The 13,462-nt window shown below is 66.5% G+C and carries 11 protein-coding genes; 3 read left to right on the top strand and 8 right to left on the bottom strand.

The genetic code is table 11. The features are described from left to right. Positions 1-8: 8 nt before the first annotated feature. The 4 genes from NDB2M1_RS16485 to NDB2M1_RS16470 form a co-directional block, all read right to left on the bottom strand. The gene (locus NDB2M1_RS16485; RefSeq protein WP_083554927.1) at positions 9-1,748 is read right to left on the bottom strand and encodes an amidohydrolase; all 1,740 of its coding nucleotides are present in this window, start codon (positions 1,746-1,748) and stop codon (positions 9-11) included. 70 nt (positions 1,749-1,818) lie between these two features. Then, positions 1,819-3,585 carry a hypothetical protein gene (locus tag NDB2M1_RS16480; RefSeq protein WP_072383964.1) on the bottom strand — a complete coding sequence of 589 codons (1,767 nt, stop codon included), beginning with the start codon at positions 3,583-3,585 and terminating at the stop codon, positions 1,819-1,821. Next, entirely contained in the window at positions 3,582-5,288 is a 1,707-nt protein-coding gene (locus NDB2M1_RS16475; protein WP_072383963.1) for an Hsp70 family protein, read from the bottom strand. The genes NDB2M1_RS16480 and NDB2M1_RS16475 overlap by 4 nt, the downstream gene beginning before the upstream one ends. Positions 5,289-5,385: 97 nt before the next feature. Further along, entirely contained in the window at positions 5,386-6,822 is a 1,437-nt protein-coding gene (locus NDB2M1_RS16470; protein ID WP_072383962.1) for a glycosyltransferase family 2 protein, read from the bottom strand. 84 nt (positions 6,823-6,906) lie between these two features. On the opposite strand from NDB2M1_RS16470, the gene NDB2M1_RS16465 reads away from it, so the two are divergent. From NDB2M1_RS16465 to NDB2M1_RS16455, 3 genes are read left to right on the top strand one after another with little or no spacing between them, the layout of a single operon-like run. Beyond that, on the top strand, positions 6,907-7,479 hold the full coding sequence (locus NDB2M1_RS16465; RefSeq protein WP_253185922.1) for a cytochrome b: 573 nt from the start codon (positions 6,907-6,909) through the stop codon (positions 7,477-7,479). A gap of 28 nt (positions 7,480-7,507) precedes the next feature. Then, positions 7,508-9,235, top strand: coding sequence for an amidohydrolase (locus NDB2M1_RS16460; protein ID WP_072383960.1), 1,728 nt, complete (start codon positions 7,508-7,510; stop codon positions 9,233-9,235). Then, positions 9,235-10,557 (top strand): FAD-dependent oxidoreductase, encoded by a 1,323-nt coding sequence (locus tag NDB2M1_RS16455; protein ID WP_072383959.1) that lies wholly within the window; start codon positions 9,235-9,237, stop codon positions 10,555-10,557. The genes NDB2M1_RS16460 and NDB2M1_RS16455 overlap by 1 nt, the downstream gene beginning before the upstream one ends. Here the strand turns inward: NDB2M1_RS16455 and NDB2M1_RS16450 are convergent. The 4 genes from NDB2M1_RS16450 to NDB2M1_RS16435 all read right to left on the bottom strand — a co-directional run bounded on the left by NDB2M1_RS16450 (position 10,554) and on the right by NDB2M1_RS16435 (position 13,341). Continuing rightward, entirely contained in the window at positions 10,554-10,916 is a 363-nt protein-coding gene (locus NDB2M1_RS16450; protein ID WP_072383958.1) for an EthD domain-containing protein, read from the bottom strand. The genes NDB2M1_RS16455 and NDB2M1_RS16450 overlap by 4 nt on opposite strands. After that, positions 10,913-12,199, bottom strand: coding sequence for an NADH:flavin oxidoreductase/NADH oxidase family protein (locus NDB2M1_RS16445; protein ID WP_072383957.1), 1,287 nt, complete (start codon positions 12,197-12,199; stop codon positions 10,913-10,915). The genes NDB2M1_RS16450 and NDB2M1_RS16445 overlap by 4 nt, the downstream gene beginning before the upstream one ends. Before the next feature lie 70 nt (positions 12,200-12,269). Then, on the bottom strand, positions 12,270-12,737 hold the full coding sequence (locus NDB2M1_RS16440) for an Lrp/AsnC family transcriptional regulator (RefSeq protein WP_072383956.1): 468 nt from the start codon (positions 12,735-12,737) through the stop codon (positions 12,270-12,272). A gap of 1 nt (position 12,738) precedes the next feature. Next, positions 12,739-13,341, bottom strand: coding sequence for a TetR/AcrR family transcriptional regulator (locus tag NDB2M1_RS16435; RefSeq protein WP_072383955.1), 603 nt, complete (start codon positions 13,339-13,341; stop codon positions 12,739-12,741). Between the last annotated feature and the right edge of the window lie 121 nt (positions 13,342-13,462).

Below are 13,462 nucleotides of genomic sequence, written 5' to 3'. Positions count from 1 at the left end.
GGGGCTCCTCAGGCCTTGTACTTCACATCGCCGCCGACAATCGTCTGCTGCACGCGGATGTCCTTGATCTTTTCGGGGTCGATGCTGGCCGGATCGCCATCAAGGATCACCATGTCGGCCAGTTTGCCGGGGGTGAGCGTGCCCTTGAGGTCTTCCTCGAAGCTGGCGTGCGCGCCGTTGCTGGAGAGGACCTTGAGGCCTTCCATCACGGTGATCTTCTGGCTTGGCCCCCAGACCTCGCCGTTCCAGCCCTTGCGCGTGACCATGCCTTGCAGGCCCATCAGGGGGGCGAACGGACCGGGCGGGAAATCGGACCCCGCGCAGACGGGCACGCCCGCATCGATCAGCATGCGATAGGCCATCATGTGTTCCATCATCTCCGCACCGTAGAAATGGAACTTGTCGGCGTTGTAGTAGGCATAGCTGGTGAACAGCGCTGGGACCGCGCCGAGCGCCTTGATCCGGGCCACAAGCTGCGACGAGACATTGGTGCAGTGGGTGATCTTGGGGCGGCGGTCGGCGGGGCCGAGCAGCTTCATGCCGCGTTCGTAGGCCGTGAGCACCATCGCGATGGCGACGTCGCCGTTGGCGTGGAAATTAGGCTGGATGCCTGCGCGCATCTGCTTTTCGACGAGCGCATCGAGGCCCTCCTGCGTCTGCATGATGTTGCCGTAATAGGGCGGGGTGCGGCCGGGATAGGGCGTCGAGCGCGACATCGTGCGTTCGGAGAACGAGCCGTCCGAGAACTGCTCGGCGGTGGCGCCGAAGCGGATCCACTCGTCGCCGTAGCCGGTGCGGATGCCGTTGGCGATCATCGCATCGAGCATCGCGCCCGAGGTTTCATAGGTCACACGGTGCAGCAGGCGGCCCTCGCGGCGGATCTGCTGGATGGCAGCGAAATCGTCGGCAAGGCCGGTGCTGGCAGCGACGAGGCCCGGGGCGGTGTGGCAGACGCTGGTGAGGCCGTAGCGCACGAATTCCTGGCTGATCTTGGCCTGCCCGGCAATCGCGCGGGCGCGCAGCTGTTCGGGCGAGAGATCGGGCTCCTTCGCCGCATCGCGCACGAAGTTGAGCGCGGCATCGGTGACGCGGCCAGTGAGATTGCCGTTCGCATCGCGGTCATAAGTGCCGCCGAAGGGATTGGGCGTATCGCGCGTGATCCCGGCGTTTTCAAGCGCAAAGCCGTTTACGACGCCGGTATGCCCGCCGCGATGGGTGACGATGACCGGGTGGGTCGTGGAGACGCGGTCGAGGTCCGCCATGACGAGCGGGCGGCCGTCCTTGATCTTGGTATCGTCGTAGAATTCACCGCGCACGAGGCGGCCCGGCGGGGTCTGCGCGGCACGCTCCTTGAGGCGGGCGATGATGCTTTCGATGGTGGGGAATTCGACTTCGAACGGATTGCCGACCAGCACATCGCCCAGCAGGCTCTCCCCCACCGCGTGGAGATGCGCATCGTTGAAGCCGGGGACCACGGTCTGCCCGCCGAGGTCGATCACTTCGGTGCGGGCGGAGGCGAGTGTCTTGAGCTCGGCCCAGCTGCCGACGCCGACGATGCGGCTTCCCGAAATGGCAATGGCATCAGCCGAGGGTATTGCCGGATCGAGCGTGTGGATGCGCGCGCCCTTGTAGATGCGCGTGGGGGCGGGATCGAGGACTGCGGCCATGGCGCGGGGCGAGATGCTCGCAAGGCCCAGCGCGCCGCCGGAACCGATGAAACCGCGCCGCGTGATCGCCAGTGATGCCATGCCCCTGCCCTCCCCCTTGGAACTGCCGCATCGTGCTGGCTTGGGGCGAGGCTGGCAAGGGGTCGTGCGCCTACATCACGCGGAGGATATCCACCGCTTCCTTGCCGGGCCACTTGAGCGCCGCGCGGAGCAGGCTGCCGATCACCGCGCAGCGTTCAGCAGGCTGCCCTTCGCCCTTTAGCACCACTCGGACGCGCGCTTCCGGCAGATCGGTCACCTTGATCACTTGGCCGATCAGGGCGCCCGGTATGGTCGCCTGCTTCGGAACAGTCTCGCCGCTATCGGCCAGCACGCCCTGATCTACCATACGCGCCGCCAGCGCCCGTTCCTGCGCGCGAACTTCCTCTGGAACCGGGATGTTGGTTAGGTCCGCTGTTTCGAGGAAATGACTGCAGACGTCGGGGTCTTCCTTGCGCGCGACCTCATAGAGCGCAAGGCGGACTTTGGTCATCTCGCGCAGGGTCTGCACGTCGGCAGCGCGGCCATCGTAGTAAACCCGCCGCCGTACGTACTCGAGCGGATCGGAGATGATCCCGGCCTCATCACGCCCACCCGCGCTCCGGGCGGACTCGATGTGGCTCTCGAAATTCGTCGCAAGGCTCGCCTGCTTCTCGCGCAGCCACCCGATGGTCTTGCCCTTGCCAAAGACTTCCTCGACCGCCTTGTCGCGCAGGGGAGCGTAGGCCGGATCGGCAGTGGCGGTGGTGGTGGGCGGGCCGAACAGTGGATCGTGGCCGCCCGTGGGATCGGGCGCCGCCATGCGCAGCACCGCCATAAGGATTTGCAGGCCAACAAAAATCGAGATCGCGTAGCCGGCGTTGAACGTGAAACCGGTGCCGAACAGGCGGAACACTCCGAAGCCCGACCCGCTTTTTGCTGCGCCATCACCCCACGATACGACGCGTTCGCGCGGGAAGTGGTGCTCCAGCTCAGGGAAATGCTTGCGCACGCCTTCGAGGAGCTGGTTGATATCCGCGCGTTTGACCCGCAGCTTGTCGATCATGTTCGCGCTGCCCGTGCGCGTCAGTTCGGCCCAAGCCTTGTGCAGCGGGTGATCGGGTTCGGCCACCTTGTCCTGAAAGCGCAGGCCGCGCAGGCGGGCGTTGAGCCAGGCGATGGAGGGGCGCTCAGTAATCTGGCCGCGCTCGTTTTCCCAGCCGAACGCCTCGGCGGCGGGGCGCAGCAGGGGAGCGCTGCGCGGCCAGGTTTCGGCGAGGAGATCGGCAACCCAATCCTCGATCTGCGCGTGCCGGGTGAGGTTGGCGGTCGCTGCTTCGGCCAGCAGCGCGGCGAGACAGCGCTGAGCGAAGGTTTCGCCGGCATCGTCGAGCGGTGCGAGATCGGCCTCGTCATCATGGAGCAGGCGCGCGAGGTCAACGTCGGGCCGCGCGAGATAGCTTACGTCGGCGCGCACCGGTTCAGCAGTTGCGAGGACCGGCGGGCCTGCAAGTGCCCTCAGCGCCGCATCGGGGGTGGCCGGGGCATGGATCGCCTGCGGGGCGGGAGGGACGACCTCGGGATGTTCGATCTGCCCGGCGATCAGCAGCGGCATTTCGCCCGCCTCAGCCAGCGTGACGGCAGGAGCCGCATAGAGCCATGGCGCGGCGGAAGGTTCAGCAGCAGGTGCTTCAGGCTCCTCCACCAGTGGAGGCGGGGGTGCGGCGGCGAGCTTGGCGGCGCGCAACGCCACATCGCGGGCCTGACGGAGGCGGGCATAGCCTTCCGGATCGGCGTCCGGGTCCATCGCCTTGAACAGCGCGGCATAGGCCTTGCGGATGGCCGCGACATCGGCCCCCTTGGCCAGGCCCAGCCGCTTGAGCGCCGCAGCGGGCGTCACAGCAGTGACGGTCCGCTGGCTGCCTCCAGCTGGCTCTGGAGCACGGCGCGGGCGTCGGCGATGCGGCGGGGGTCCTGGCTATCGAGCGCCCCGACAAAATCGGTGATCCACTGGCCGATCATGCGGCGCTCCTCGCCGACGAAATCCTCGTAGACGCGCTCGGCGCGGGCCATCAGCGCGACATTTTCCGCATCCTCGCGCGGGTGGAACTTGAGCTTGGCCAGTGCCTCGCGCCGCGCGGCGACTTCGCGGTCGGTCATGACTTCGGCCTCGCCCGCGATGACGAGATTACGGGTCACACCGGTCTCGTGGACGGTCACATCGACTTCGAGCAGGCCGCTGCTGTCGTAGCTGAAGCGCACGTCTGCGCCTGCCTCGCCCGCCGGTCTTGCAGGCACCGGAACCTTGATCGCGCCGAGGTGTATATTGGCCGAAACCTCGCGCGCCTCGCCCTGGTAGATGTTGAACAGGAGCTCCTTCTGGTTGTCCTGCACGGTGCGGTAGTTGTTGACGCGGCTGACCGGGACGGGGGTGTTGCGGTCGATGATCGGCGAGAAAATGCCGTGCTGATAGACACCGCGGGAATCGCGCTCGGCGGAATCGACGCCGAGCGTGAACGGGCAGACATCGGCGATACGGATCTCGTCGAGCGCGGCATCGCGGCTGAGCAGTCCGGCCTGGATCGCCGCGCCGAGGGCCACCGCGTGGTCGGGATGGACCGAGCTGTTGGGAAAGCGGCCGAACATGCGCGTGATCGCCTTGCGCACGACCGGCATGCGCGTGGCGCCGCCGACGAGAACGATGTCGCCGAGTTCCGCCACATCGAACGCGCAATCACGCAGCGCCCGGACCACGGGTTCGCGCAGGCGGCGAAGGAGGTCCTCGCAGGCGGCCTCGAACTGGTCGGCGGTGACTTCGGCGGCAAGACGGTCTTCGCCCAGCACCACCGCGAAGGTTGCCTTGTCTTCGCTGGACAGCTGGCGCCGCGCGGTTTCGGCGGCGCGGTGGAGCATCGCCTCGCGCTGGCGGGCATCGAGCTTTTCGAGGCGGCCATCCGGATCGACCAGCGGTTTCATGCGGACGGCGAGCGCGGTGTTGAAATCGTCGCCGCCGAGCCGGTTGTCCCCCGCCGAGGCGCGCACTTCGACGACGCCTTCGAACTTCTCGACAATCGAGACGTCGAAGGTGCCGCCGCCGAGATCAAACACGAGAAACGGCTCGCGGTCTTCCTGATCCTGCAGGCCGAAGGCGAGCGCGGCGGCGGTCGGCTCGTTGATCAGGCGCCGCACGGTGAGCCCGGCAAGCTCGCCCGCATGGCGCGTCGCCTTGCGCTGGCGGTCGTTGAAATAGGCAGGGACGGTGATCACCGCTTCGGTCGGCCGCGCGCCGAGGAAGGCTTCGGCATCGTCGCAAAGCGCGCGCAGGACGAGTGCGGAGAGGTCTTCCGGGCGCCATTCCTTCTTGCCGAGCCGCAGCTTGCGCTCGGTGCCCATGTAGCGCTTGAAGCTGGTTGCGGTGGCTTCGGGGTGAGTCGCCAGCCGGTCGAGCGCGGCGGCGCCGACGTAGGTCGTGCCATCGCTGCCGACCGAGACCGCAGAGGGCGTGAGCATCTCGCCCAGCGCATTGGGGATCAGGACAGGTGCATCGTCCTGCCAAACTGCGGCGGCGCTGTTGGTGGTCCCCAGATCTATTCCGACAATCATGCCCCGCGCGTGCCCCTGTGCCCCATCGGCTTAGGACTTGCCCGCAGGCGCAGCCTTGCGCAAGCCTGCGAGGTCCGAAGCGGACCAATCCAGCGTTCTAGGCCTGATGCTCCAGCGCGCTGCGGGTGGCGCGGGTCCAGGTCTGGCTGCCGGTGAGGAAGGCATACCAGCCCAGCGCGGCGCCGGTGTGGCGCAGCAGCTGGAAGCTGAACGGTTCGGCCAGCGCGGCGATGAAGGCTGGCCCAAGGCGCAGGCCCTCGCGCCGGCCGGTCCAGCGCTTGTAGATGCCGAGCGACCAGAGGTGGAAGGTGAGGTCGATCACGATCTTGGCGATCATCACGAGGAGGATCGGGAACGCGAGGTAGAAGCGGCCCGTTGCGACGAGGAAGATGAGGATCGCAAAGGCGGCGAGACCGTAGATCGGCTGGAGCGTATCGAGCGCCTTGACCGGCAGCATGCGCGTGCCGACGAGGCCGTAGCGGCGGTTGCCCACCATGTCGCGGTTCCAGTACTGCGTCTGCAGGAAGCCGCCGAACCAGCGCTGGCGCTGCTTGAGGAAGCCGCGAATGCTGGCAGGCGCATCCGTGCGGGCGAGCGCGCCGCCGACGACGCTGACGTGCCAGCCGAGGGCGTGGTCGTTGCTGTGGCGGTGAAGGCGGTGGATGAGCTCGTAGTCCTCCACCATGCAATCGGGATCGAACCCGCCGACCGCAAGCACTGCCTCGCGCCGGAACGCGGCGAAGGCGCCGGAGATCAGCAGCAGGCCTTTCAGCTGCATCCATGCGTGGCGCGAGAGGAAGTTGCGCACGTATTCGTAAGATTGGAACCATTCGAACAGGCGGCCCGACAGTGAAGGGCCGCAGATCGGCTGGAGTACGCCGGTGGCGGCCACCAGCTTGGGATCGCGCAGGAAGGCGGTCCGCATCGCGGCAATCGCGCCCGGCTCCAGCAGCGTATCGGCATCGACGGTGAGCACGACATCGGTGCGCGCATGCTGCAGCGCCTGATTGAGCGCGCGGGCCTTGCCGCCATGGGGCAGCCGCAGCCACTGCAGGCGGGTTGCGCCCACCACCGTCTCGGCCATGCCGCCGATGCAGGGCGCCGCGAGGCCGTAGGTATCAAGCATGACGGCCGGGGTTGCATCGCTCGATCCGTCATCGGCGATCAGGATGGCCTCGGGCGGCTGGGCCTGCGCGAGGAGGCGGTTGATGGTGAGGTGGATGACGCCGGCTTCGTTGTGCGCGGCGACGATGACGCCGAGTGTGGGCGCATCGGCGGTGTGCGGCACCGGGCGCGTGGTATCGGCCACCAGCTTTCGGATCTGCCACGCGGTGAACAGCAGCAGCGCGGTATCGTAGAGGATATAGACGACACCGACCGACCACATGCCGAGGCCTTGCCGGTAGAATGCCTGCGCGGTGAGCAGGACGAACAGCAGCGGCGCGGCGATCCCGATCAGCTTGCTGACGAGCGGAATAGGGCGCGGCGTAAAGCGTGGGGACTCGGCCACGAGCACGGCATTGAGTGAAGGCATGGACAGGCGCCTTAGTCATCCGAACCTGAACCGGCTATTGCGTTTGAGGGGCAGGTGGGTGAACATCCGGGAAAATAGACCGAAATGGACTTTGGAGCAGACATGGTCAGGAAATACAGCGGCGTCGCGATTGCCCTGCACTGGATCATCGCCTTGGGTATCCTCGTGAACCTGATGCTGCCCAATATCTGGGAAGTGGCAGGCGATGAGAACGTGCGGCCGCTGATCGATGCGCACAAGTCGATCGGCGTGACCGTGCTGGGCCTTGCCGTGATGCGGCTGTTGTGGCGGCTGACGCACCGCCCCCCTGCCCTCCCCACGAGCTACAAGCCGTGGGAAGTGAAGGCCAGCCATGCCGCGCATTGGGCGCTCTATGCCTTCATTTTCGCGATGCCGCTGACTGGGTGGATCATGGACTCGGCATGGAAGGACGCCGCGACCCACCCGATGCAGTGGTTCGGCCTGTTCGAATGGCCGCGCATCGGCATGGTGATGGGTCTCGACGAAGTGACCAAGAAGACGGTGCACGACAGCTTCGGCGAAGCGCATGAACTGCTGGGCTGGGCGCTGTGGGCGCTGTTCGCGCTGCATGTGATCGGCGCGCTGAAGCACCAGTTCCTAGACGGCGAGAAGGAACTGCAGCGGATGATGCCGTAAGGCGCGCTGAACGTTGGGGGGCGTAGATATGCGAAACGGGGCGATTTCGTGCGCGCTGGCGCTGGTTCTGGTAGCGACATCGGCAGCTGCCAAGGCGCCCGCACCGGCGGACACCGTGCTGCATCACGGCACGATCCTGACCGTCGATGCCAAGGACCGGGTGGTCGAGGCCATGGCCATCCGCGGCGGGCGGATCGTCGCGCTGGGCACCGACAAGGCGATCAAGGCATTCATCGGCAAGCGCACCAAGGTGATCGATCTGGCGGGGCGCACGGCGACGCCGGGGATGATCGATGCCCATGCCCATGCGCTGGGCGGCGGAATCGATGAAGTGGCGAACCTGCAGCTGGGCGAAGTCGCCAGCGTTGCCGATTTCCTTGAGCGGGTAAAGGCGCGCGCGGCGGAGTTGCCGGCAGGGGTCTGGCTGACGGGTTCGGGCTGGAACGAGAGCCGGATTGCCGAACATCGACCGCCGTCGCTGGCTGAGCTTGATGCGGTATCGGGCGGGCATCCTGTCGCGCTGGGGAACACGACAGGGCACTATACGCTGGTGAACAGCGCGGTGCTGAAGCTGGCAGGGATCACCGCGCAGACGCCCGATCCGGCGGGCGGGCGCTTTGACAAGGATGCATCGGGCGCGCTGAACGGCGTGCTCTATGACAGCGCGCAGGATGTGCTCGAAAAGCTGGTGCCGTCGGTCGATGCCGCGACCCGCGCGAAAGGCCTCAACCACCTGATCGAAGGCGCGCTCTCGCAGGGCTTGACCGGCTTCAAGGACCCCGGCATCGACCGGATCTACTGGGACACTTATGCCGCCGCGGCTCGCATCGCACCGCTGCCTATCCATGCCTGTACGCTGGTATCGGCGCGGTCAGACATGATGACCGCGCGCGCGGCGGTGGACGACTACCGCCAGCGCAAGCGCGAAGTCGCCAGGCTGAAGGGGCGCAACCTCGACGTCTGTGGGGTGAAGATCTATATCGATGGATCTGGCGCCGGGCGCACGGCGTGGATGTATCAGCCATTCGAAGCGGATGAATCGCATGTCAATCCGGGCACCGGCTTTCCGATGATGGATGCCGGTGTCTATCGCCGGATGGTCGACCTGTTCACCAAGGAAGCCATTCCGATCGGGACGCATGCCATCGGCGACCGGGCGATCGACACGGTGGTCGATGCCTATGCTTCGGCCCTGAAGACGTGGCCGAAGCAGGGCCTGCGGCACAGCCTGATCCACGCCAACCTGCCGACCGAGCATGCGCTGGAGGTGATGGCGAGGCTTCAGAAGACCTACGATTCCGGCTATCCCGAAGCGCAGGCGGAGTTCCTGTGGTTCCTCGGCGACGCGCTGGCGGCAGGCTGGGGTCCGCAGCGCAGCGTGAAGATGATGCCGTTCGCGACCTATGTGAAGCGCGGCATCGTCTACAGCGACGGGTCGGACTATCCGGTGACGCCCTATGCGCCGCGCTATGGCCTGTGGTCATCGGTGGCGCGCGAGCCCGATGGGGACCGCTTCGGCAAGGCACCGTTCGGCACGGCGGAAGCGGTGGACATCCACACCGCGATGAAAAGCCACACGATCTGGGCGGCGCGGCAACTGTTTCTGGAAAAGGAGACCGGCTCGCTCGAGGTGGGCAAGCTGGCGGACGTGGCGATCTGGGACCGCAATCCCTATTCGGTGCCGACTGCAGACCTCAAGGGCATGCGCTGCATGATGACGCTGTTTGGCGGCAAAGTGGTGTTCGAGCGCAAGTGATGCGGCATCTACAGGCTGACGTGGTGGTGATCGGCGGGGGAACCGCTGGCTTCGGTGCGGCGCTCGGCGCGGCGCGGGCTGGTGCCAAGGTCCGCCTGATCGAGGGGACAAGCAAGATCGGCGGCGTGATGGCGTTCTGCCCGGGCATGCCGTGGGGCGGCGGCTATCCCACCGGGCGGAGCATCGGCGGGGTGTTCGGCGAGCTGACCGACATGCTTCTGGCAATGGACCCGCCGATGGCGCAAGTGCGCGCCTCGACGCTGGAGAACTTCGGGTACGAAGTAATCTACGACCACGAAGCCGCTGTTTTCGCCATGTTCCAGATGCTGGAGGATGCAGGTGTAGAGGTGCATCTGAACACTTTCGCGGGCGCGCCAGTGGTGGAAGGTGGGCGGATCACACGGGTGGAATGCATCGACCGCACCGGGCCGATGATGATTGAGGCCGGGATGGTGATCGATTGCTCGGGCGATGGTGACACCTCGGCGCGGGCGGGCGTTCCCTATGTGGTGGGGGACGGGCGCGGCAACATGATGGGGGTGACGCTTTCGTTCGCGATGGTGGGCGCGGACTGGGACCGAGTGTTTGCCAGGGGCGATCCCTATTTCGAGGAGGAAGCCGCATTCGGCGTCGCGCAGGGCCTGATCCATCCGGACCTTGCCAAGCTCTATCTGATGAAGGGGTTTCACCCTGATACGGTGTTCTGCAATTCGGTGCATATTCGCGGTGTGGACGGGACCGACCCGCAGGCCGTGGCCCGCGCGACGCAGGAAGGGCGGCGGCGGTGCCATCAGCTTGCGCGGTTTCTGGTGGCGCACGTGCCCGGCTTCGAGCGGGCGCGGATGAACCAGCTTGGGCCGACGGTGGGCGTGCGCGAAACGCGCAAGCTCGAAGCGGTGCACCGGATTCTGGCGAGCGACCTGCGGTCCGGCGCAAAACCGACAGATGGCATCGTGGCCTGCGACAACCCGATCGACGACGTGATGCGCGGCGACGAGGCGATGACCCACGATGCCATCGTGGCCAGAGGCGAATACTATACGATCCCATTCCGCGCGATGGTGCCGGAGCGGGTGAGCAACCTGCTGTTCGCCGGACGGCTGGTCTGCGCCGATCCCGCCGCCTTTGCTTCGGTGCGCGGGATGCCGCAGTGCATGGCGATGGGGCAAGCAGCAGGAACGGCCGCCGCGATGGCACTGGCCGATGGCGTGACGGTGCAGGCGCTTGATCCCGAACGCGTGGTCGCCTCGCTGGCCGCGCAGGGCATGCGCGGTATCGGCGGGGATGTGCTGCACCGGCATGAGCCGGCGCTCGCGGCCTAACTGAAGATCACCTTCTCCTCGCCCAGCCAGAGCGGAGAGCGCGGCAGATCGATGAACTTGCGTTCATCTTCCAGAAGGAGCGCGCCCGCTGCGCGTGCTTCGGGGGTATCGGTCGCGAGGTCTTCCAGACTGTCCCACCAGAGCTGCGCGACGCCGTCATAAGGCCCCGGTGCGCCGCGCACGCGGGCGAAGGGCGCAGCTTCCGCATCGGGCAGCGAATGCATTTGCACGTAGCGCCGGATCTTGAGCGCCTGACGGACGCTGGCAACAAGCGGGCCGTGCCGGTTGATCCAGTAGTCCTGAAACTCCGCGCGGCTGAAGTGCGGCAGGCGGTGGAGGCAGAAAGTGAGCTTGATCATGCTTTGCGCGCCTTGAGCCATGCCTTGCCGGCCTTCTGGACGGTGAGCAGCGCCTTGAACGGCGCGATGCCGATATTGGCGCGGCCGGTCCGGGCGATCGCATCGATCTGGGCGTAGTACCAGTAGGTGACGGCAAAGCCTTCGACCGCACGCATCATCTTGAGGCCGCCGAGGAACGAAAGCCAGGGCGGTAGCAGCTTGAGCTTGTTTTCCCAGCGGTCCAGCTCGTCCGCGCCCGCAAGCAGCTTGGCGGGACCTGCGGTATCAACGCAGAGCGGACGGCCGAGGCCGATGACATCCGCTCCGCCGGTTTCGAGCGCCATGTTCATCGCGCGGCGGGTGCGGAAGCCGCCGGTGACGAGGAGCGGCATCGTCAGCGAGGCGCGCATGGTCTTGGCGAAATCGACGAAATAGGCCTCGCGCGCGGCAGTGGAGGCGGCGACTTTGGGCGCGTCGGGCGCTTCCATGCCCTGAATGTCCATCATTGCGGGCTGTTCGTAGGAGCCGCCGGAGATCTCGAGCAAGTCAACGCCTGCGTCCTGCAGCCAGCGCGCGACGACCATGCTGTCTTCGAAGGCGAAGCCGCCCTTCTGGAAGTCGGCGGAATTGAGCTTCACGCCGATGGGGAATGCAGGCCCCACCCCGGCCCGCACGCGCGCGACGACGGCGAGCAGCATGCGCGCGCGGTTTTCGAGGGAGCCGCCCCACTGGTCGGTGCGCAAGTTCGCGCGCGGGCTGAGGAATTGCGAGAGAAGATAGCCGTGCGCGGCGTGGATCTGGACGCCGGTGAAGCCGGTTTCCTTGGCGACTTCCGCCGCGTGGCCGTAACGTTCGATCAGATCGAGAATCTCGGTCTCGGTCAGCGCTTCTGGCAGGCCGAACTGTTTGCCGGGGAGGCCGACGGCGACGGCAGAGGGCGCCTTGGGATGCGGATTGACGGTGACTTGCGTCTGGCGGCCGGCATGACTGATCTGCATCCAGAGGTGGCCCCCTGCCCGCGTTCCGGCGTTGGCCATGGCGCGCAGACCTGCGAGCGCGGCTTCGTCCTGCGGGCCCTGAATGATCACGTTGCCGGGGCGCTCGAGATGGTCGCGGTCGATCTGGACGTTGCCGCTGATGAGGAGACCACTGCCACCATCGGCCCAGAGCCCATAGAGCCGCTCAAGCTCGGGCGTGGCGCGGCCTTGCGGATCGGCAAGGCCCTCGGTCATCGCCGCCTTGGCGAGGCGGTTTGGCAGCACGGCGCCACAAGGCAAAGTGAGGCTGTCGGCTATCGTCGGCATATGGCGTTTATCCCCCCGCGTTTTCTTATTGGCCAAAGTATTGCGCGCCTTTGCCGGGCGGGCAAGCGGTTCAGGCCGATGTGGGGGGAAGTGGCAGGCTGGTGGTGTGCTTGATCCGGTCGAGCACCACGCTGGAGCGCACGCTGGCGACATCGCCGTGGCCGAGGAGCTGCTCGTTCATGAGCCGCGAATAGCTGGCAAGATCACGGGCGACGATGCGCAGGAGATAATCGGAATCGCCGGTCGTGGCGCGGCAATCGAGCACTTCTTCCAGCGCGGAAATGCGCGCATGGAAACCGCGCACGACATCCGGCGCATAGCTCGCCATGGCGACGGCGACATAGGCTTCGACCTGCAGGCCGAGCGCGGCTTCGCTGAGCAGGGCGACGGTAGCGCGGATATAGCCATCCGCTTCGAGCCGGGCGACGCGGCGGGAAACCTGGCTGGGCGAAAGGTTCACCAGCTTGGCGAGATCCGCGTGGGCGCGCGAGGCATCGGTTTGCAGGAGCGCGAGAAGCTGGCGGTCGAGCTTGTCCACGTCAGGCCGCCAAGGCTGCGACGATGGCGCGGTCGACAATGGCTTCGGCGAGGGCCGTGAGCGTGGTCGTGCCAGGGACCGGGCGGATCACGCCCTTGCGGCGCATCGAGGCGAAACCGTAGATCGCGGACCAGAAAGCGAGCGTGCGCAAGTCCGCCGCTTCCTCGCCAAGGCCGGGCATGGCCTCGTCGATCGCGGTGCGCAGCGCGGTGTGGCCTTGCTGCTGGAAGGCGAGCAATTCCTCGTCGAGCGCGGGACTGGTGAGCTCGCTTTCGTACATCAGGTCGACGAGGCGGGGGTTCTCCTCGGCAAAGCGGATGAATTCGGTGCCCATCGCGTGCAGCTTGGCGCCCGGATCAGCACGGCTGGCAGCAATGCCTTGCGACTGGGCCAGCATTTCGCGGAAGCCATCGAGCGCGAGCGCCAGCAGGAAGGCGCGGCGGTCCGGAAAATGATGATAGGGCGCACCGGGGGAGACGCCGACTTGCTGCGAGAGCGTGCGCATGGACAGGCCGACATGGCCGTTCGCCTCGATCCATGCGCGGCCGGCCTTGAGCAGATCGCCCCTGAGATCCTCTTTGTGGTACGGCTTCTTGCTCGCCATGCGCTTTCCCGGTTGCGCTGCTGTCCTACCACCATTCCGCGATGATGCCAGCCTGCGCGGTGCGGGAGGCGGTTGACTCGCGCTCGCCGACAATTTAATCACTGATTAAATAGAACGGAGA

This window comes from Novosphingobium sp. NDB2Meth1 (assembly GCF_900117425.1).
GTDB lineage: Bacteria > Pseudomonadota > Alphaproteobacteria > Sphingomonadales > Sphingomonadaceae > Novosphingobium.
The sequence above is the reverse complement of the archived record's forward strand: the minus strand, read 5'-3'. Positions and strand labels throughout refer to the sequence as shown.